This window comes from Mycobacterium colombiense (assembly GCF_001953985.1).
GTDB classification, from domain to species: domain Bacteria; phylum Actinomycetota; class Actinomycetes; order Mycobacteriales; family Mycobacteriaceae; genus Mycobacterium; species Mycobacterium colombiense_B.
Genome location: NZ_MBEI01000078.1, coordinates 40,603 through 60,828, shown reverse-complemented (window position 1 = coordinate 60,828; position 20,226 = coordinate 40,603). Strand labels below are relative to the sequence as shown.

General features: G+C 68.9%; 17 protein-coding genes and 1 pseudogene. 14 read left to right on the top strand and 4 right to left on the bottom strand.

The window, feature by feature from the left end; all coding sequences use genetic code 11:
- The first annotated feature begins 48 nt into the window (after nucleotides 1-48).
- The 9 genes and pseudogenes from eccCb to A5732_RS23690 all read left to right on the top strand — a co-directional run bounded on the left by eccCb (nucleotide 49) and on the right by A5732_RS23690 (nucleotide 10,152).
- The gene (gene eccCb / locus A5732_RS23730; RefSeq protein WP_076103458.1) at nucleotides 49-3,732 is read left to right on the top strand and encodes a type VII secretion protein EccCb; all 3,684 of its coding nucleotides are present in this window, start codon (nucleotides 49-51) and stop codon (nucleotides 3,730-3,732) included.
- Complete coding sequence (locus tag A5732_RS23725) at nucleotides 3,729-4,970, top strand: type VII secretion-associated protein (protein WP_076103457.1); 1,242 nt, start codon at nucleotides 3,729-3,731, stop codon at nucleotides 4,968-4,970. The genes eccCb and A5732_RS23725 overlap by 4 nt, the downstream gene beginning before the upstream one ends.
- Before the next feature lie 43 nt (nucleotides 4,971-5,013).
- Nucleotides 5,014-5,332 (top strand): annotated as a pseudogene (locus A5732_RS23720) (WXG100 family type VII secretion target).
- A 9-nt stretch (nucleotides 5,333-5,341) separates the two neighbouring features.
- Nucleotides 5,342-5,644 (top strand): WXG100 family type VII secretion target, encoded by a 303-nt coding sequence (locus A5732_RS23715; protein ID WP_139334586.1) that lies wholly within the window; start codon nucleotides 5,342-5,344, stop codon nucleotides 5,642-5,644.
- Between the two features lie 249 nt (nucleotides 5,645-5,893).
- Complete coding sequence (rplM, locus tag A5732_RS23710) at nucleotides 5,894-6,337, top strand: 50S ribosomal protein L13 (protein ID WP_076103456.1); 444 nt, start codon at nucleotides 5,894-5,896, stop codon at nucleotides 6,335-6,337.
- Nucleotides 6,338-6,426: 89 nt separating this feature from the next.
- A complete protein-coding gene (rpsI, locus tag A5732_RS23705; protein WP_142254591.1) occupies nucleotides 6,427-6,873 on the top strand; it encodes a 30S ribosomal protein S9 in 447 nt (148 codons plus the stop codon).
- A 149-nt stretch (nucleotides 6,874-7,022) separates the two neighbouring features.
- On the top strand, nucleotides 7,023-8,369 hold the full coding sequence (gene glmM, locus A5732_RS23700) for a phosphoglucosamine mutase (protein ID WP_076052044.1): 1,347 nt from the start codon (nucleotides 7,023-7,025) through the stop codon (nucleotides 8,367-8,369).
- A 43-nt stretch (nucleotides 8,370-8,412) separates the two neighbouring features.
- Complete coding sequence (locus A5732_RS23695; RefSeq protein WP_076052045.1) at nucleotides 8,413-8,742, top strand: type VII secretion target; 330 nt, start codon at nucleotides 8,413-8,415, stop codon at nucleotides 8,740-8,742.
- Between the two features lie 3 nt (nucleotides 8,743-8,745).
- Nucleotides 8,746-10,152 (top strand): hypothetical protein, encoded by a 1,407-nt coding sequence (locus A5732_RS23690; RefSeq protein WP_076103455.1) that lies wholly within the window; start codon nucleotides 8,746-8,748, stop codon nucleotides 10,150-10,152.
- Between the two features lie 4 nt (nucleotides 10,153-10,156).
- Here the strand turns inward: A5732_RS23690 and A5732_RS23685 are convergent, their stop codons facing one another.
- From A5732_RS23685 to A5732_RS23670, 4 genes are all read right to left on the bottom strand, one after another.
- On the bottom strand, nucleotides 10,157-11,200 hold the full coding sequence (locus tag A5732_RS23685) for an LLM class F420-dependent oxidoreductase (RefSeq protein ID WP_076103454.1): 1,044 nt from the start codon (nucleotides 11,198-11,200) through the stop codon (nucleotides 10,157-10,159).
- A 38-nt stretch (nucleotides 11,201-11,238) separates the two neighbouring features.
- Nucleotides 11,239-11,589, bottom strand: coding sequence for an ester cyclase (locus A5732_RS23680; RefSeq protein WP_065054779.1), 351 nt, complete (start codon nucleotides 11,587-11,589; stop codon nucleotides 11,239-11,241).
- Nucleotides 11,590-11,605: 16 nt separating this feature from the next.
- Entirely contained in the window at nucleotides 11,606-12,445 is an 840-nt protein-coding gene (locus tag A5732_RS23675; protein WP_076052048.1) for a dienelactone hydrolase family protein, read from the bottom strand.
- 82 nt (nucleotides 12,446-12,527) lie between these two features.
- Nucleotides 12,528-12,722, bottom strand: a complete 195-nt coding sequence (locus tag A5732_RS23670; RefSeq protein WP_076052049.1) for an Rv1535 family protein — start codon at nucleotides 12,720-12,722, stop codon at nucleotides 12,528-12,530.
- 553 nt (nucleotides 12,723-13,275) lie between these two features.
- Here A5732_RS23670 and glmS point away from each other — a divergent pair.
- The 5 genes from glmS (at nucleotide 13,276) to A5732_RS23645 (ending at nucleotide 19,906) form a co-directional block, all read left to right on the top strand.
- The gene (glmS, locus tag A5732_RS23665) at nucleotides 13,276-15,150 is read left to right on the top strand and encodes a glutamine--fructose-6-phosphate transaminase (isomerizing) (RefSeq protein ID WP_076103453.1); all 1,875 of its coding nucleotides are present in this window, start codon (nucleotides 13,276-13,278) and stop codon (nucleotides 15,148-15,150) included.
- 120 nt (nucleotides 15,151-15,270) lie between these two features.
- Nucleotides 15,271-16,176: a DUF4436 domain-containing protein gene (locus A5732_RS23660; protein ID WP_076052051.1), complete on the top strand. Its 906-nt coding sequence runs from the start codon at nucleotides 15,271-15,273 to the stop codon at nucleotides 16,174-16,176.
- Between the two features lie 105 nt (nucleotides 16,177-16,281).
- Nucleotides 16,282-16,962: a rhomboid-like protein gene (locus A5732_RS23655; protein ID WP_076052090.1), complete on the top strand. Its 681-nt coding sequence runs from the start codon at nucleotides 16,282-16,284 to the stop codon at nucleotides 16,960-16,962.
- A 126-nt stretch (nucleotides 16,963-17,088) separates the two neighbouring features.
- On the top strand, nucleotides 17,089-18,510 hold the full coding sequence (locus A5732_RS23650; protein ID WP_076103452.1) for a bifunctional ADP-dependent NAD(P)H-hydrate dehydratase/NAD(P)H-hydrate epimerase: 1,422 nt from the start codon (nucleotides 17,089-17,091) through the stop codon (nucleotides 18,508-18,510).
- Between the two features lie 31 nt (nucleotides 18,511-18,541).
- On the top strand, nucleotides 18,542-19,906 hold the full coding sequence (locus A5732_RS23645) for a glutamate decarboxylase (protein ID WP_139334592.1): 1,365 nt from the start codon (nucleotides 18,542-18,544) through the stop codon (nucleotides 19,904-19,906).
- Nucleotides 19,907-20,226: the final 320 nt, after the last annotated feature.

Sequence of the window (20,226 nt, the reverse complement as noted above, 5' to 3'; positions counted from 1 at the left end):
GTCGCCGATTTCGGTGCTACTTAACGTCGTCGGACCGGGAGGTATGAGATGACGCATGCTTTGATGCCTGCGGCGCCGGGCGGGGACATCATTGTCGACGCTCCGCCCGAGCTGCCGTCGCCGGTATCGCTGGGAGCGCTGTCACGGTTGCTCCCGGTTGCGCTCTCGCTGGTGTGCATGGGCACCATGGCGGCCGTGTTCTCTGCGGGGACTGGCGTGGCCCGCAATCCCGCGTTCCTGGCGCTGCCGGCGATGATGCTGGTTTCGACCGTGGTGACGGGGCTGGCCGGTCGTGCTCGTCGGCGAGGCGACGGGCTCGATGCCGACCGCGATCAATATCTCGACTATCTCGGCACCCTCAGTCGGTCCGTGTCCGAAATGGCTGTGGCACAGCGCCGGTCGTCGATCGACCGGCACCCCGATCCGGACACGCTGTGGACTCTGGTCGGCGGCCCACGAATGTGGGAGCGGCGGCCAGCCGACGCCGACTTCGGCCTCGCCCGCATCGGCATGGGAAGCCAGCCACTCGCCCGCCGCCTGGTGGCCCCGCAGCTTCCGTCGGAGGGGCTCCGCGATCCGGTCACCGTCACGGCACTGCGGCGCTTCCTGCAGGTGCATTCGACGATCCAGGCCCCGGTCACGATCGACGTGCGTGCGGGAACGCCCGCGACGATCGACGGCGATCCGGGCGAGGTACGCGGATTATTGCGCGCCATTATCTGCCAACTCGCCGTGCTGCATGCGCCCGACCGAATGCTGATCGCGGCCGCCGTCGACGACGAGAATCGTGGCCATTGGGATTGGCTCAAATGGCTTCCGCACAACCAACATCCGGTCGATGTCGACGAGGCGGGTCCGGTGCGGATGATCTACTCGAGCACCGCGCAGGCGCAGCGAGCACTCGCCGCTGTGCAAGGTCCCCAACTGGTCGTGGTCACCGAGCTTTCCGAGGGGGCCGATCCGTTAGTCGGCGCAACCACTATCGGGGCCGGCACCGGCGGGGGCGCGTCGCTGAAATTTCGAACGCCCGCACTGACGGTACCGAGCTGGCGTCCAGACCAGATGACCTCCATCGACGCGCTGACATGCGCGCGCCGGCTGGCCGTATACCACGCCAACACGGACCGCTCGGGAAGCTCCGACCCCAATTGGCCGGAGCTGAGCGGGCTTTCCGTTCTGGACCACTTCGACCCGGCCGCTTTGTGGCGTCGCCAACGACACCGCGACCGACTCCGCGTGCCGATCGGAACCACCCTAGATGGTGTTCCACTCGAGCTCGACATCAAAGAGCCGGCCGAGGACGGGATGGGTCCACATGGGCTGTGCGTCGGCGCCACCGGGTCGGGCAAGTCGGAGCTGCTTCGCACCATCGCACTGGGCATGATGGCCCATAACTCGCCGGAAACGCTCAACCTGCTGCTCGTCGACTTCAAAGGCGGCGCAACCTTTCTTGATTATGCGCGGGCCCCACACGTAGCCGCGGTGATCACCAACCTGGCCGACGATGCGCCGCTGGTGGCCCGGATGCGCGATGCCCTGGCCGGTGAGATTAACCGTCGTCAGCAGCTGCTGCGGACGGCGGGCTGCGTCAGCGTCGCGGCCTACGAACGGGCGCGCGAGGGTGGGGCGTCGTCGCCCCCGCTGCCCACCCTGTTCATCATCGTCGATGAGTTCTCCGAACTGCTCAGCCAGCATCCGGATTTCGCCGACATGTTCGTCGCGATCGGCCGTCTCGGCCGGTCGCTGGGCATGCACCTGCTGCTGGCCAGTCAGCGCCTCGATGAGGGACGGCTGCGCGGACTGGAAGCCCACCTGTCGTACCGGATGTGCCTGAAAACGCTGTCCGCCACTGAATCCCAAACCGTACTCGGTAGCCTCGAGGCATATCGATTGCCGAGCACCCCCGGCGCCGGCTTCTTGCGCATCGGCGGCGGCGAACCGATTCGCTTCCAAGCGGCGCTGGTGTCGGCGCCGCTGTCGACGAATTCGCCGGCCCGCGCGGCCACTGCGGGGGAGGGTTCGGTCCGCGTGTTCGACACCCGGATCGCGGGGGCGGTCAGCCGCGCCGTCGAGGACAGCGGGGCCGCCGAACGGACCATCTCGAGCGCTGTGCTGGACCGGCTATCGGGCCAGGGGCCAGCCGCGCATCGGGTGTGGCTGCCCCCGCTCGGGCCGGCGCCGGCGCTGCGCACCGTGCTGGTCGACGTCGCATGCGCGCCGGGGGGCCTGGTTGTCCCCATCGGCACCGTCGACCGGCCCCTCGATCAGTGCCGGGCGCCGCTGATCGTCGACATGTCCGGAGCCGCAGGCAATCTGGCGGTCATCGGTGCACCCCAATCGGGAAAGTCGACGGCGTTGCGCACGCTCATCACCGCCCTGGCGGCCACGCATGATCCTGGCCAGGTGCAGTTCTACTGCCTGGATTTCGGCGGTGGGGCGCTGTCGACGATGCGCACGCTGCCGCATGTGGGTGCCGTCGCCGGCCGAGCGGATCCTCGTCTCGTCGGCCGGATAGTCGCCGAATGCGAGTCGGTCGTTCGTCGCCGTGAAGCTTTGTTCCGAGAGCATGGCATCTCGTCGATCGTCCAATACCGCAAGCGGCGCAGGGACATCGACGCAGCCGATGATCCGTTCGGTGACGTGTTCCTCGTCATTGACGGCTGGGCAAGCGTGCGTCAAGAATTCGGCACTCTGGAAGAGTCGATCAGCATGCTTGCGGTGCAAGGGCTTTCGTACGGCGTGCACGTAGCATTGTCGGCGTCGCGGTGGGCCGAGGTGCGGCCCTCGCTGAGAGACCAGATCGGCACACGCATCGAGTTGCGGCTGGGCGATCCCGCGGACTCCGAAATCGATCGAAAGACCGCGCGGCATGTGCCTCGTGACAATCCGGGCCGGGGTCTTTCCCACGAGGGCCTGCACATGGTGATCGCCTTGCCCGTCGCCGAGGTGCCCGCCGGTGAATCGGCCGCGCCGCCGATACCGCTGCTGCCCATACACGTCGACCGCGAGACCGTGCTACGCCGGTCGGGCGCCGAGTTGGACACGCGGATACTGCTCGGCCTGGGCGAGCGCGGACTGCGGCCAATCGCATTCGATTTCGAACGTCATTCCCATCTTCTCGTGCTCGGCGACAACGAGTGCGGAAAGACCGCGACCCTGCGGACCCTATGCCGGGAGATCGTCCGCACCAAGACGCCCACCCAAGCCCGGCTGTGGATCGTCGACTTCCGGCGCGCGCTGCTCGGTGTCGTCGAGTCGGAACATCTCGGCGGTTACGCCATGTCGCCCGCGGCCCTGGCCGTGTTGCTGCCCGACCTGCTCGAGTCTCTGCAGGCGCGGATGCCGCCGCCCGACGCAAGCCAGGCCCAGTTACGCAGTGGCTCCTGGTGGTCCGGACCGGACCACCATGTCATCGTCGATGACTACGACCTTGTCGCCGGCCCGGCGGGCAATGTGCTGGCGCCGATCGTCGAATTCCTGCCGTACGCGGCGGATCTGGGGTTGCATCTGGTGATCGCACGCCGCAGCGGTGGGCTCGAGCGCGCGATGTTCGAGCCACTGCTGGCGAGTCTGCGCGACCTCGGTTGCACGTCGCTGATGATGAGCGGATGCCCGGCAGAGGGCGCATCGTTCGGTACGGGTGCGCCACTGCGATTGCCGCCGGGACGCGGCATCCTGATCACTCGGACCGGTGACGACGAACTTGTCCAGGTTGCCTGGAGCCCACCGTGAGTGAACATCCCGCCATCGTTGAAGCCGGGCCCGGCACGATCCGGCGGTTATGTTGCGCCACAAGCGCCGTCGCCGACGACGAGATCGCCGACATCGTTCGGGCGGCGCTGGACGCGGTCGACGACCGGGTGGCGCTGGTAGGGGAACGGCCGGTGACCGTCGATGCACTGTGGGAAGGCGCGTTGCGTTCGGCAAGCCGCGGCCACCGCGACGGAACGATCGTCGTGCACCCGTCGTGGTGGTCGGCGGCGCGTGTAGGCGTGGTGAGTGCGGCCGCGGCCGCCGTGGCCGGTCAAACGCACACGCGATCGTCGCTGCTGATGCGTGCGTCCCGCGCCGCACCGGACGCGACGGTAGTGGTCGAAATCGCCGAGCGGCTGGTGGCGATCGGCGCGGGGGAGGTCACAGGGATACCGCGCACGGCGGAGCCGCATTGCGTCGCCCGCGACGTAGCGGGCGTCGTCGCGGCGATGGCGCCCGAAGCCGTGCTGATCGATACGCCGCGCGGTGTGGTGGGTGCGCCGGCGCTGGCGGGGCTGATTGCCGACGCCGTGCGTGGAGTCGGGCAGGACATCCCAGAAGTCTTTGAGATCAATGACATTCGGCTGGCACGCGTCGCGCGGTCGGCATACCCGGCAGCCACCCAGCCGTCGCGGGCGGCCGGCACCGCGCATGCCCGTGCCGGTCGCACGCGCGGCCGGATGCTCAGCGGGGTCGGGGCGGCCGCCATCGCGGTGGCCGCGGCGGCGCCGACCGCGGTGACGATGGACCGATCCGGTGAGGTGGCGCGCAAGCCGGTGGAAACCGCGCCCACAACGTTTCTGGTGGAAGGCCGGGTGGCGCTGTCGGTGCCGGCGACGTGGTCGTCGCAGCGGGTGGTCGGCGGACCGGGCTCGGCGCGGGTGCAGGTCACCTCGCCGACGGATCCCGAGCTGGCCCTGCACATCACCCAATCGCCGGTCGCCGGCGAGACCCTGAGCGGCACCGCCGAGCGGTTGAAGCGCGCGATCGATGCCGAGGCTCCCGGGGTGTTCGTCGACTTCAACCCGTCCGGGACCAGCGCCGGCCGACCGGCGGTGACTTATCGCGAGGTGCGCCCGGGACATCGCGTGAGGTGGACGGTGCTGCTGGACGGCCCGGTCCGGATCAGCATCGGTTGCCAGAGCCGGGCGGGCGACGAAGGCGCCATCCGCGATGCCTGCGAGCAGGCGGTGCGGTCCGCTCGCGCGATCGAATGAAATTCGGTGGAACCGAAGGACCCGCCCCGGGGTCGTAGTTGGTATGGCTGTAACGAACACACTGAGCACCGACCTTGACCTGATGCGGTCGGTGGCGGGTACCACCGACGCCCGCAACGAGGAAATCAGGGCGCTGCTGCAGGCATTCGTCGGCCGCATGAATGGCGTGCCGCCCTCGGCATGGGGTGGGCTCGCGGCCGTGCGCTTCAAAGATGTGATGGACCGCTGGAACGCCGAGTCGCTGCGGCTCTATCACTCCCTCAACACCATCGCCGACACCATCCGGCACAACGCGGCCACCCTGCAGGAGGCGGGGCAAAACCAATGCACACCACATCGCCGCCGTCGGCGGAAACCTGTGACGAGAGAGGATCCCCGTGGACCCGGTGCTTTCCTATAACTTCGGCGAGATCGAACACTCGGTGCGCCAGGAGATCCACGCCACGTCGGCCCGCTTCAACGCCGCGCTGGACGAGCTGAGCTCGCACATCGCACCGCTGCGGCAGCTGTGGACCAGTGAGGCGGCCGCCGCCTACCAGGCTGAGCAGCTGAAATGGCACCAGTCGGCGACCGCGCTCAACGAGATACTGGCCGAGCTGGGAAATGCCGTGCGTGACGGTGCCGAAGAGGTGGCCAATGCCGACCGCCGGGCTGCCGGCATCTGGGCGCGGTAGCGGCCGAACAGACCACCGCGCGGTCCTAGCCGCGCCGTGAGACTGTGTGGTCCTGACGGAGGAGAGCCGTCGGGACCACACAGTCATTTTGACCTGCGGGGATGGCGGTCGGTAAGCTGCTCCGTTGGCGTGCGGAATGCCGGGGCCTCGGGTCAATGTCGGTCGCCGAGACCAAGCCCTCACCGCGAACGCCTGACCGGCCCCCGGGTCACACCGGGATCCACCCTCGAGAAGAAGAAGGTAAGCGCTGTGCCTACGTACACGCCAAAGGCGGGTGACACCACGAGGTCGTGGCACGTCATCGACGCCACGGACGTGGTGCTTGGCCGCCTTGCCGTCGCGGCAGCCACCCTGCTGCGCGGCAAGCACAAGCCGACGTTCACCCCCAATGTCGACGGCGGTGACTTCGTCATCGTCATCAACGCCGACAAGGTCGCCTTCAGCGGCCAGAAGCTGGACAAGAAGCTGGCTTACCGCCACTCGGGGTATCCCGGCGGTCTGAGCAGCCGAACCATCCGCGAGCTGATGGACAAGCACCCCGACCGCGTCGTGGAGGACGCGATCGTCGGCATGCTGCCCAAGAACAAGCTGGCCCGGCAGATCGCGCGCAAGCTGCACGTCTACTCCGGCCCGACGCATCCCCACGCCGCACAACAGCCCGTTCCGTACGAGATCAAGCAGGTGGCCCAGTGACCGAAACGACCGAGGCCTTGGAAAACCCCGAGAACCCGGAGAACCCGGACACCCCAGAAGCCGCAGAGACCGTCGAGGTCGTCGCCGAGGTGACCGAAGCCCCGGTCGAGCCCGCCGAAGCACCCGCGCCCGCCGAGTCCTTCGTGTTCGACCGGCCCATCCAGACCGTCGGCCGCCGCAAGGAAGCCGTCGTCCGGGTGCGCCTGGTGCCCGGCACCGGCAAGTTCAACCTGAACGGCCGCACCCTGGAGGGCTACTTCCCGAACAAGGTGCACCAGCAGCTCATCAAAGCCCCGCTGGTCACCGTCGACCGGGTGGACGCCTTCGACATCTACGCGCTGCTGCACGGCGGCGGTCCGTCGGGGCAGGCCGGCGCGCTGCGTCTGGGCATCGCCCGGGCGCTGATCCTGGCCCAGCCCGAGGACCGGCCCCCGCTGAAGAAGGCCGGCTTCCTCACCCGTGACCCGCGTGCCACCGAGCGCAAGAAGTACGGGTTGAAGAAGGCCCGTAAGGCGCCTCAGTACAGCAAGCGCTGATCAGCCGTCGCTAACCGGCCACAACTTGGCATCGTCATGCACAAGTTGTGGCCGGTTGCGGCGTGTCTGCGTCCGGAGCCGGCTGGTTTCGTTCACAAAGGAACGGGCACGTTAGGTGCTAGCCCGACAACTGTGAGAGGTTTGGTCGCATGGGTCGACTATTCGGCACCGACGGTGTCCGTGGGGTCGCCAACCGCGAATTGACCGCCGAGCTGGCGCTGGCGCTGGGCTCCGCGGCGGCGCGGCATCTGGCGAGCGCTCCGGCACCGGGCCGACGGGTAGCCGTGATCGGCCGCGATCCGCGGGCCAGTGGCGAAATGCTGGAGGCCGCGGTGATCGCGGGGCTGACCAGTCAGGGCGTCGACGCGCTGCGCGTCGGGGTGCTGCCTACTCCCGCGGTGGCCTACCTGACGGGTGCCTACGACGCCGACTTCGGCGTGATGATCTCGGCGTCGCACAACCCGATGCCCGACAACGGCATCAAGATCTTCGGCCCCGGCGGCCACAAGCTCGACGACGGCACCGAGGACCAGATCGAGGCGCTGCTCGCTGATGTCCCTGTCGATCCTGGGTTGCGCCCGGTCGGTGCCGGGATCGGCCGGGTCATCGACGCCGAGGACGCCGACGACCGCTACCTGCGCCACCTGAGCAAGGCCAGCACGCTGCGCCTCGACGGGCTGACCGTGGTGGTGGACTGCGCGCACGGCGCGGCCTCCGCGGTGGCCCCGCGCGCCTACCGCGCGGCCGGTGCCCGGGTGATCGCGATCAACGCCGATCCCAACGGGCTCAACATCAACGACAACTGCGGTTCGACGCACCTGGATTCGCTGCGCGCGGCCGTCGTCGCGCACCGCGCCGATCTCGGCCTGGCCCACGACGGGGACGCCGACCGCTGCCTGGCCATCGACGCCAACGGCAACCTGGTCGACGGCGACCACATCATGGTGGTGCTCGCCCTGGCGATGCACGAGGCCGACGAGCTGGCATCCAAGACGCTGGTCACCACCGTGATGAGCAACCTGGGCCTGCACCTGGCCATGCGCTCGGCCGGAATAACGGTGCGCACCACCGGGGTTGGCGACCGCTACGTGGTGGAGGAGCTGCGGGCCGGCGACTACAGCCTGGGCGGCGAGCAGTCCGGGCACATCGTGATGCCCGCGCTGGGCTCCACCGGCGACGGCATCGTCACCGGCCTGCGGCTGATGACCCGCATGGTGCAGACCGGCTCGTCGCTGGCCGAGCTGGCCTCGGCGATGCACACGCTGCCGCAGGTGCTGATCAACGTCACCGTCGCCGACAAGGACATCGCCGCCGCCGCGCCGGCGGTGCAGACCGCCCTGGGGCAGGCCGAGGCCGAACTGGGCGACACCGGCCGAATCCTGTTGCGCCCCTCGGGAACCGAGCCGATGATCCGTGTCATGGTGGAAGCGCCCGAAAAGGAGATCGCTCAGCGCGTCGCCACCCGCGTCGCCGAAGCGGTCAGCGACGCCCTGTAGATCTCCCCGGAACCCCGCCGCGCCCGCGGGCGTCGGATAAGGCATGAAATCCGTTGGGGGAACACGCCCGGAAGCCATCGCCCGTACGCAGATCGACGTGCCGGCGGCGCATCGGGTCGCTAACCAATTCGCCATGGCGGCCGAATTCGTCGACCGCGCGGTCAGCGACCACCTGTCCAGGCTGAGTTTCGGCGGGGCCGTCGCGGGGCGGGCGCACGCCGCACGCGGCGACGCCTTGCGCGCCGAGTTGGAGCGGCTGGTGGCGCAGGTGTCGCAGTGGTCGCGCGCGTCGGCCGAGATCGCCGCCGCGCTGCGGTCCAGCGCCGAGCGCTACGCCGACGCCGAACTGTATGCCGCTGCGCGGATTGCCTAGCCCATGGCCGGCCGATTGGATGTGGCCGCGCGCCTCGCCGAGGGCCGGGCGGCCGTCGAGCACACCCAGACGTATGTGCAGGCGTGTCATGCGCTGGGCTACCAAAACCCGGATCTGACAACGCATCCCACACAGGTTCGGGACTGCTATGCGGGGGAGGACGGCCTGGACCTGCGCGCGCTGGACAGCGACTGCGCGGAGTTGCGGGCGGCGGGGGCGCCGGGGGCCGAGGCGCTGCGGATGCAGCGCGCCCAGGTGGTCGAGCTGGCCGCGGCGTGGACGGGTCCGGGCGGGGACGCCGCGGTGCAGCTGTTGCAGCGGCACTGCGATACCGCGGACGCCGTTGCCACCGAGCTGCGCGCGGCGGCCCAACGATGCGAGTCGCTGCGCGACAACCTGTGGTATCTGGTCGATTCGGAGGTGGCGACCGCCGTTGCCGTCGACGACCGCGTGCGCGCTCAGCGGCCGGCGTGGCTGATGGCCGCCGCCGCGGTCACGGCGGGTGACCGGGATGGTGCGGCCGACGTGGTGCGCGGGCAGGTAATGCCATACGTGGACAATGACATTCGCAATGACTGGTTGACGGCGATGCGGTCCGCCTCGGACGGGGTCGAGACGTCCTACGCCATGGTCGTCGACAAGATGACCGCCGTCCCGACGGCGCGCTTCGAGTTTCCCGGCGATCTTGGTTCCGGCGTTGTGCCGGTGCAGCTCGCCCCGCCGGTGGCCACCGCGCCGAACCCGCCGGTGGCCGTCGCGCCCATCGCGGCGGCGGATCCCGCGCCGACGTTGACGGCCGCCGTGCCCGGTCCGGTTGGCGCCGCGCAGGATTCGGTGGCTCCGCCGGTCAATGCCGCTCCGCCCGCGGACTGGGGCGCGGCGCTCGGCGATGCGCTGGGCATGCCCGCGGGGGATTTGGGTGGCGGGCGTGGCGGTCTGGGCGGTGGCGACTTTGGCGGGCTCGGCGGTGGTAGCGGACTCGGCGGTGGCGGTGGGCTTCTCGGGCTGGCCGGCCGGATCGGCGACGCGCTGGGCGGGCTGATCGGATCGGCGGGTGACGGGCCGGACGGCGAGGACGTCGGCGCGGACGCACTGAACGACGGCCAGGACGCATTCGACGAAAAGCCGTTCCACGCAGACGATCCCGAGAACACGGTCGTCGATAAGAGCACCGACGATTCAGACGATCCCGCCGACGCCGGCCAGGCCCAACCCGCGGGCGGACCGCAACCCGAACCCGACGACGCGATCCAACCGGTCGACACCGCGCCGCCGCCGGCCGACGCACCGCCACCGGATGCGCCGCCCACACCGCCCGCCGCGCCCGTCGCCGAACCGGCACCCGCGGCCGAGCCGGAGAAAACGCCGTGCGAGATTGCCGCGGACCAGCTTCCGCAGACGGGGCAGTGACCGCTCAGGCGGGCTTCAGCTTCAGGGCTTCCTCGACAAACCGGACGGATTCGGCGCGGTCGGTCGACAACGGGTTCACCAGCAGCGTGGTCACACCCGCCTCGGCGAAGGCGGCCATGCGTTCGGCGACGTAGCCGCGCGGCCCGATCAGCGACATGCCGCGCACCAGCTCGTCGGGCACCGCGTCGATGGCCTCCTGCTTGCGGCCGGACAGGTACAGCTCCTGGATGCGGTCGGCGACCTCGCCGAACCCGTAGCGCGTCGCCAGATTGTGGTAGAAATTGCGACCTTTGGCGCCCATCCCGCCGATGTAGAGGCCGAGCTGCGGCTTGACCCACGCCAGCCGCTCGTCGAGGTCCTCACCGATGGCCAGCGACGCGTGCACCATCACATCCAGCGGACCCAGCGCGGGATCACGCTTGGCGGCACCGGCCGCCAGCGCCTCACCCCAGATCGAGTCGGCCTTGTCCGGCAAGTAGAAGACGGGCTGCCAGCCCTCGGCGATCTCGGCGGTCAGCTCCACGTTCTTGGGGCCCAGTGCGGCAATGCTGACCGGAATGCGTTCGCGCACAGGGTGATTGATGAGCTGCAGCGACTTGCCTAGGCCCGTTCCGCGATCCGCGGGCAACGGCAACTGGTAGTGCTTGCCGTCGTATTGCACGCGTTCGCGCCGCCACACCTTGCGGCAGATCTCGACGATCTCGCGGGTGCGGCCGATCGGGGCGTCGAACGGAACGCCGTGGAACCCCTCGATCACCTGTGGCCCGGAAGTGCCGATGCCCAGGCGGAATCGCCCGTCGGACACGTAATCCAGCCCCGCGGCGGTCATCGCCAGCAGCGACGGGGTGCGGATGTAGATCGGCAGCACGCCGGACGCCAACTCGACGGTGTTCGTCTTGGCGGCCAGATAGCCCAGCTGGCTGATGGCGTCGAAGGCATATGCCTCGGCCACCACCGCGACCTCGATACCGGACTTCTCGAGTTCGACCACGCGATCGACGGCCTCGTGAAAGCCACCCGAATAATTCAGAGCGATCCCGATTCGCATCCATGACACTTACCACGCCGGCGCGCGGGCCGGGAGGCTCAGCCCGCGGAAGTGCCCGTCCAGTACTCGGCGAACCGTTGGCCGTCGGCGGCCAGGCGAAGAATGTCGTTGCCGGTGAACGAGACCGGGCCGTCCGGGCCAAGCCCGGTGCCCACCCAGCGCCCGGCGACCAGATCACCGTCGCGAATCGGGCCGATCTCGATGGCAAAGCTCAAGTCCGAGAACATGTTTCGGGTTTCCTCGATGACTTGCGCCAGCTCCCGGGGCCCGCAGACGTCCCGGCCGGGCCAGTGGCCCACGAAATCGTCGGTGACGATCTCGGCCGCGATGGGCTGGCCGTTCCACAGTTCGATGATCCAGCGGTCGTAGAGCGCGTTCACGGTCGACATGAAAACCAGATACCCCTCACTTCAGCAGGGCGACGATCCTGTCTTCCAGCGGAATCGCCTCGGCCTCGGGGTCGATCGCGTTCGTGCCGGGCAGGTGCACCTCCGGGTCGGCGAAGTCGCGGTACTTCTTGTCACCGCCCAGGGTGTAGAGCAGGTAGCCGGTCAGCAGCGCCCGAACCGACCGCTGGGTGCGCCGGTGCGGCCCGGCCAGCCCCAGCACCTTGGTCAGCCGCCGGCCCTCGACCAGCCCGCCGGATTCGGCCTTGCTGACGATGCGCAGCGTCGCCGCGTCCCACACGTCGGCGAGCGCCAACGCGTTGGAGTTCAGGCTTTTCGGATCGCCCGGCGCGGTGAAGATCACCCCGGGAACCTTCAGCGTCGCGGCCGGTTGCTGGGCCGGCGGGCTGGTGACACTGGGGAAGATCGCCGCCACCGCCGCGGGCTTGGCCGGCATCCCCGCCGCGGCGAACACCGCGGCCGAGCCGCCGAAGCCGTGACCGGCCACGCCGAGCTTGGCCGGATGCACGCTGATCTTGCCGGGGCCCAGGCGCACGCCCGACACGATGTCCAGGGCGGTGCCGAGGTCGAAGGCGAGGTTCAGCACCGACGGGGCCACGCCGCGCTGAGTGTCGGGAGCGCCGGCCACGATGCCCCACGACGCCAGATGCTCGAGCAGGTTCGAATAGCGGGCCGCGCCGGCGAGCCAGTCGTGGCCGAACGCCACGCCGGGCAGGTTCAGCCCCTCCTCGGGGGTGTACACCACGCCCGGTAGGCCGGCAAAGGCCAGGTCACCACGCAAAACCCGATGCGGACCACGGCGGCTGAGAGCTGCGACGAGCTTGCGGATGCGGGCCACGCGTTGACGTTAGCGCATCGCAATCGGGCGCCGGGGGAGAAGGAACGCCGGCCGGCTTGCCCGGCGTGGGCGCGGGACCTTTCTAGGCCCTGACCTCGATGAGTCCCATCCGCCACAGCGCCGCGTAGAGCTGGTGCAGCGGGATGGACAGCAGCTGGGTGGTCATGTCCATCAAGGGGTTTCCGGAGCCGCTCGGCGCCTGCGGCCGGGCCTTGGGGATCGGGGGTGCCGGCGCCACGGGGGCGGGCACCACGTCGTCGTAGCGAACTGCGGTCATGATTGCCTCCTCATGGCGCCCGGCGGGCGGTCCGAAAAGTTACGCATCTCAATACGACCCGTTGCACAATTCCCGGTTAACAACCACTGACGATTGAATTCATGGCTCGGCTAAAAGCGTGGTCCCAGGTAGCCAGAATAACTGGCCTATGCCAAATAAAAGCCGGACTGCAAATCGTTGACCACGGATTTGCAGCTGACACGCTGTGTAATCGTGATCGGGCGGGCTTCAAGCAGCTCGTCCTTTCGCTGGATCCGGTCCTTTCCGGTCTTTGCTGATATTTCGAATGTTAAAGCGGCGTGTCCGGTAGTTGTTGTCGCGACACGAAAACGTCGCAAATACATCAGGTGAAAACATTTCCGCCGTTTATGACGAGTGAGTGAATGACGGATGGGTCCGCGACGTCCGCCGGGCGGCGGCCGGCCGGCCGAGACGAGCCGGATGGGGAGCTGGCGGTGGGGGAAGGTCACAGTGGACCTTTCGCGCAGGTGGGCGGCCTAACCCCCACCGCGGAGTGCGGGGCCGGCGGTCCACCTGCACTACCCTGTTCAGAATGTGCGGAATCGTCGGCTATGTCGGGCAGCAGCCCGCCTGTGAGGTCGTCATGGCCGCGCTGCGCCGGATGGAGTACCGGGGTTACGACTCGTCGGGCGTCGCCTTGGTCAACGGCGACGCCACCCTGACGGTCAGCCGTCGCGCTGGCCGGCTGGCCAACCTGGAAGAGGCGATCGCCGAAATGCCGGCGTCGTCGCTGACCGGAACCACCGGCCTGGGCCACACCCGGTGGGCCACCCACGGACGGCCCACCGACCGCAACTCCCACCCGCACCGCGACGCCGCCGGCAAGATCGCCGTGGTCCACAACGGCATCATCGAGAACTACGCCAACCTGCGCCACGAGCTGGAGGCCGAGGGCGTGGAGTTCGCCAGCGACACCGACACCGAGGTGGCGGTGCACCTGGTGTCGCAGGCATACCGGCACGGCCCCACCGCAGGCGATTTCGCCGCGTCGGTGCTCGCGGTGCTGCGCCGCCTGGACGGCCACTTCACGTTGGTGTTCGCCAACGCCGACGACCCCGGCACCATCGTCGCCGCCCGCCGCTCCACCCCACTGGTGATCGGCATCGGCGACGGCGAGATGTTCGTCGGCTCCGACGTCGCGGCGTTCATCCCGCACACCCGCAACGCCATCGAACTCGGCCAGGACCAGGCCGTGGTGATCACCGCGAACGGCTACCGCATCACCGACTTCGACGGCAACGAGGACCTGGGGCCCGGGGCATACCGCGAGTTCCACATCGATTGGGACCTGGCCGCCGCCGAGAAGGGCGGCTACGAGTACTTCATGCTCAAGGAGATCGCCGAGCAGCCCGCCGCCGTGGCCGACACCCTGCTGGGGCACTTCGTCGACGGCCGGATCGTCCTCGACGAACAGCGGCTGTCCGATCAGGAACTCCGCGAGATCGACAAGGTGTTCGTGGTGGCCTGCGGCACCGCGTATCACTCCGGCCTGCTGGCGAAGTACGCGATCGAGCACTGGACGCGGCTGCCGGTCGAGGTCGAGCTGGCCAGCGAATTCCGGTACCGCGACCCGGTTCTGGACCGCAGCACCCTGGTGGTCGCCATCTCGCAGTCCGGTGAGACCGCGGACACCCTCGAAGCGGTCCGGCACGCCAAGGAGCAGAAGGCCAAGGTTCTGGCGATCTGCAACACCAATGGCTCGCAGATTCCGCGCGAGTGCGACGCGGTGCTGTACACCCGCGCCGGCCCGGAGATCGGGGTGGCCTCGACCAAGACGTTCCTGGCGCAGATCACCGCGAACTATCTGGTCGGGCTGGCGCTGGCGCAGGCCCGCGGCACCAAGTATCCCGACGAGGTCTGGCGCGAATACCACGAGCTGGAAGCGATGCCGGACCTCGTCTCGCGGGTCATCGCGACGATCAAGCCGGTGGCCGCCCTGGCGTATCAATTCGCCCAGTCGCCGACGGTGCTGTTCCTGGGGCGCCACGTCGGATACCCGGTGGCGCTCGAAGGTGCGCTGAAGCTCAAGGAATTGGCGTACATGCACGCCGAGGGATTCGCCGCCGGTGAGCTCAAGCACGGCCCCATCGCGCTGATCGAAGACGATCTGCCGGTCATCGTCATCATGCCGTCGCCCAAGGGGTCGGCCGTGCTGCACGCGAAGTTGTTGTCCAACATCCGCGAGATCCAGGCCCGCGGCGCGATCACCATCGTCATCGCCGAGGAAGGCGATGACACCGTGCGGCCCTACGCCGACCACCTGATCGAAATTCCGTCTGTATCAACGCTTCTGCAGCCGCTGCTGTCGACCATCCCGCTTCAGGTGTTCGCGGCGTCGGTGGCGCAGGCCCGCGGCTACGACGTCGACAAGCCGCGAAACCTGGCCAAGTCCGTCACCGTCGAATAGGCGGGAAATAGCTTGCGCCGCTTCGCCCGGAACTCCGGCGGACACGCGGCCGATCCATTACATTGCCCTGGGACAGCATTTGCGGCAGGTGGGTTGGGCTAAGTCCGTACGGGAGGAAGTATGCGATCGGCCGGCACGAAATACGGCGTCGTGGGTCTTGTCGTCCTCATCCTCGTGGCATACGTGGTGGCGGTCGCGATGTACGCCCAAAGCGGTACCGGCCGGCGTCTGGATGCGACCGCTCCGAGTGTCGACGGCGACAGGCCGTCGGCGACGATCAACGTCGAAGACATCCAGTCCAACAACAGCGTGCTCGCCGTCAATCTGGCGTTCAATCCCGGATCGGCGTTGCTGGACCCGATCACCCACCACCTCAAGGACGATCTCAGCCTGCGCGTCAGGTCAGCCGCGATGCCGGCCCGGCACACCTGGACCAAGGGCATGCTTCCCGGCCTGATGGCCGTCCCGCTGACCATCGCCGGCCAGATCGAGCGCTGGCCGTTCGATCAATACCGCTCGGGGCCGATCGAAGTCGAGATCTTTTACGGCCCTGAGACCGACCGGGCTCCCGACCGCGTTCCGGTCACCTTCGTCGACCACCTGTCGGGGTGGCGGCTGTCCGCCACCAGAACCCAGGCGGACGGCCCCTACCGGCTGAAGGTGCAACGCTCGCTCAGCACCGCGGCGTTCGCGATCGTCATCCTCGGCGTGCTCATCACGATCGCCAGTCTGGCTCTGGTGGTTGCGATTCAGACGGCGCGCGACCGGCGGCCGTTTCAGCCGCCGATGACGACGTGGTACGCGGCCATGCTGTTCGCGGTGGTGCCACTGCGCAACGCGCTACCGGGCTCGCCGCCATTCGGCAGCTGGGTCGACATCACCGTGGTGATCTGGGTGCTGGTCGCGCTGGCGGTCTCGATGATTCTCTATATCGGCTGCTGGTGGCGGCATTTGAAGCCGGTGTCCGCCCCGGCGCCCGCGGAACCCGCGCCCGCACCGGAACCCGCCCCCGCGTCGGCGAAGTAGCCGATCGCGGGCGGCGTGTTTGCCGCCGAAGTTGTCCGGCGCCCCGCCCCGCGTGCGAAGGTTGATGTCGTGGGGTATCAATCGGTTCGCGGACGAGTGCGCAGCATGACGCTGGTGGTCTGGCATTTCGTCATCAGCGCCCCGCTGACCTACGGCTGGCTGTTGGTGCTGATGATCACGACGTTCATCCAGACCCACCTCACCGGCCGGGAACTGCACTCGGTACTGCTGCACCGCTCCACCAACATCCACGAGCTGGGCAGTGACCCGCTCGGCGTCCTGTTCTCCAGCCTGCTGTGGATCGACGGCAAGAACTTCGAGCCCTACCTGCTGCTGTTCACCCTGTTTCTCGCGCCGGCCGAACACTGGCTCGGCCAGCTGCGCTGGCTCACTGTGGGATTGAGCTCGCACATCCTCGCCACCTACATCAGCGAAGGCATCCTCTACTTCGCGATCGAAGACCACGAGGCTCCGCAACGGCTGGTGCACGCCCGCGACATCGGGGTCAGCTATTTCCTCGTCGGCGTGATGGCCGTGTTGAGCTACCACATCGTCCGGCCCTGGCGCTGGGGATATCTGGGAGTGTTGTTCATCATCTTCGGTTTCCCGTTGATCACGATGGGCAGCGAGCTGAACTTCACCGCGATCGGGCACTTCACCTCGATCCTGATCGGCTTGTGCTTCTACCCGATGACGCGCACGCGCTCCGAACGCAGTAGCCCGTTGAGTCCCGCCCGACTCAAGGTGATGGCGCGCCGCAACGTGCCGCCGGATCCCCCGACCTGATGCCGGCACCGGCCGGTACCGAAAGACCGTGGGCGCCAAGCTACTCCGTAACGGCGCCGGCCGCCGTGCCCGCCGGCGATCCGAGCGCGGCTGTACACCGCGACGCTTACACGTAATCTGACTCTGATGCGGCACTACTACTCCGTAGACGCGATCCGCCAGGCCGAGGCGCCACTGCTGGCCAGCCTGCCCGACGGTGCGCTGATGCGGCGCGCGGCCTTTGGGCTGGCCACCGAGATCATCCGTGAGTTGGCCGCCCGCACCGGAGGGGTGACCGGGCGACGGGTGTGTGCGGTCGTCGGCTCCGGGGACAACGGCGGTGACGCGCTGTGGGCGGCCACCTTCCTGCGCCGTCGCGGCGCGGCGGCGGACGCGATCCTGCTGAACCCGGAGCGCACCCACCGCAAGGGGCTGGCGGCGTTTCGGCAGGCCGGCGGGCGCGTCGTCGAAAGTATCTCGCCGGCAACCGATCTCGTCATCGACGGGGTGGTGGGCATCTCCGGCTCCGGGGCGCTGCGGCCCGCGGCGGCCGAGGTGTTCGCAGCGGTCGACGACGCGGGAATCCCGGTGGTCGCCGTCGACATCCCCAGCGGAATCGACGCGGCGACCGGGGCGATCAGCGGCCCCGCGGTGCACGCCGCGCTGACCGTCACCTTCGGCGGGCTCAAACCCGTGCACGCGCTCGGCGAGTGCGGGCGGGTGAAGCTGATCGACATCGGGCTGAGGCTGCCCGACACCGACGTGCTGGGGTTCGAGGCCGCCGACGTGGTTGCCCGGTGGCCGGTGCCCGGGCCCCACGACGACAAGTACACCCAGGGCGTCACCGGTGTGATGGCCGGCTCGTCGACGTATCCGGGTGCCGCCGTGCTGTGCACCGGCGCCGCCGTCGCGGCGACCTCCGGCATGGTCCGCTACGCCGGCAGCGCGCACCGCGAGGTGCTCGCGGTCTGGCCCGAGGTGATCGCCTCGCCCACCCCCGCGTCGGCCGGGCGCGTGCAGTCCTGGGTCGTCGGGCCGGGATTGGGCACCGACGACGTCGGGGCCGCCGCGCTGTGGTTCGCGCTGGAAACCGATCTGCCGGTGATCGTGGACGCCGACGGGCTGACCATCCTGGCGGCCCATCCCGAGCTGGTGGCCAACCGCACCGCGCCGACGGTGCTGACCCCGCACGCCGGTGAATTCGCCCGGCTGGCGGGTAACCCGCCCGGTGATGACCGGGTGGGTGCGTGCCGCAAGCTGGCGGACGCGTTCGGCGCCACGGTGCTACTCAAGGGCAACGTCACGGTGATCGCCGACCCGGGCGGCCCGGTCTATCTCAATCCGGCGGGGCAGTCGTGGGCGTCCACCGCCGGCTCCGGTGACGTGTTGTCCGGCATGATCGGCGCGCTGCTGGCCTCGGGCCTGCCGCCGGCCGAGGCGGCCGCCGCGGCGGCGTTCGTGCACGCGCGCGCAGCCGCGCTGTCGGCCGCCGACCCCGGCCCCGGCGCGGCGCCCACCTCGTCATCGCGCATGGTGCCACACATCCGGGCCGCCCTGGCCGCTTTATAGAGAGGATTCCGTTGTGCCCCAACACCCTTCCATGCCCGCGCACTCCATCGCGCCCGCCTACACCGGCCGCCTGTTCACCGCGCCGGTGCCTGCCCTGCGGATGCCAGACGAGTCGATGGACCCCGACGCCGCCTACCGCTTCATCCACGATGAGCTGATGCTCGACGGGAGTTCGCGGCTTAACCTGGCCACCTTCGTCACCACCTGGATGGACCCGCAGGCCGGGCGGTTGATGGCCGAGACGTTCGACAAGAACATGATCGACAAGGACGAGTACCCGGCGACGGCGGCCATCGAGCAGCGCTGCGTGTGCATGGTGGCCGACCTGTTCCACGCCGACGGCCTGCGCGACGACGACCCGTCCAGCGCGTGCGGGGTGTCCACCATCGGGTCCAGCGAGGCGGTGATGCTGGGCGGCCTGGCGATGAAATGGCGGTGGCGCGAGAAGGTCGGCAAAGACTGGAAGACGCGCACCCCGAACCTGGTGATGGGCTCCAACGTCCAGGTCGTCTGGGAGAAGTTCTGCCGCTACTTCGACGTCGAGCCGCGCTACCTGCCGATGGAGGAGGGGCGCTACGTCATCACCCCCGAGCAGGTCCTCGACGCCGTCGACGAGGACACCATCGGTGTGGTGGCGATCCTGGGCACCACCTACACCGGTGAGCTCGAACCCATCGCGGAGATCTGCGGGGCGCTGGACAAGCTGGCCGCCGGCGGCGGGGTGGACGTCCCCGTGCACGTCGACGCCGCCAGCGGCGGATTCGTGGTGCCCTTCCTGCACCCCGAGGTGAAGTGGGACTTCCGGCTGCCCCGGGTGGTCTCGATCAACGTCAGCGGCCACAAGTACGGGCTGACCTACCCGGGCGTCGGGTTCGTGGTGTGGCGCAGCAAGGAGTACCTGCCCGAGGACCTGGTGTTCCACGTGAATTACCTCGGCGGCGACATGCCGACGTTCACGCTGAACTTCTCCCGGCCCGGCAACCAGGTGGTCGGCCAGTATTACAACTTCCTGCGGCTGGGCCGCGAGGGCTACACGCAGGTGATGCAGACGCTGTCGTCGACCGCGCGCTGGCTGGGTGAGCAGCTGCGGGTCGGAGACCACTGCGATCTGATCTCGGACGGCTCGGCGATCCCGGTGGTCAGCTTCCGGCTCGCCAAGAATTGCGGGTACACCGAGTTCGACGTCTCCCACGAGCTGCGGACCTTCGGTTGGCAGGTGCCCGCCTACACCATGCCCGACAATGCCACCAACGTCTCGGTGCTGCGCATCGTGGTGCGCGAGGGCCTGTCCGCCGACCTGGCGCGGGCCTTGCACGACGATGCCCGTACCGCGCTGGCGTCGCTGGACAAGCTCAAGCCGGGCGGGCACTACAGCGCCGAGCACTTCGCGCACTGAGCCGTTTCGGGGGCTTCGTCACACGGGCGTCAGTCACACCGCGGTTTGTCACACGGGCCACAGTGGTCCCGGCGGCGGAGGCATGTGCGTGAATGCCCGCCTCACAGCGACAACGCGCCCGCGCCGCGCTGACGCCGCGATTTGTCGCTGAGAGGCGGGCAATTGTGTGTCCACCCGCGGCCGGGGCGCATGTGGCGGCTGTGACCATTGCGGCAACGCGGCCCCGGCCGGGTGCGGTCCGTCCGCCGTCGGCGAGCGGTGTGTCCGACCGGTTCTGGGACAATGGCGGCTGCGAACTGACAGATAGACGAGTGGAGCGC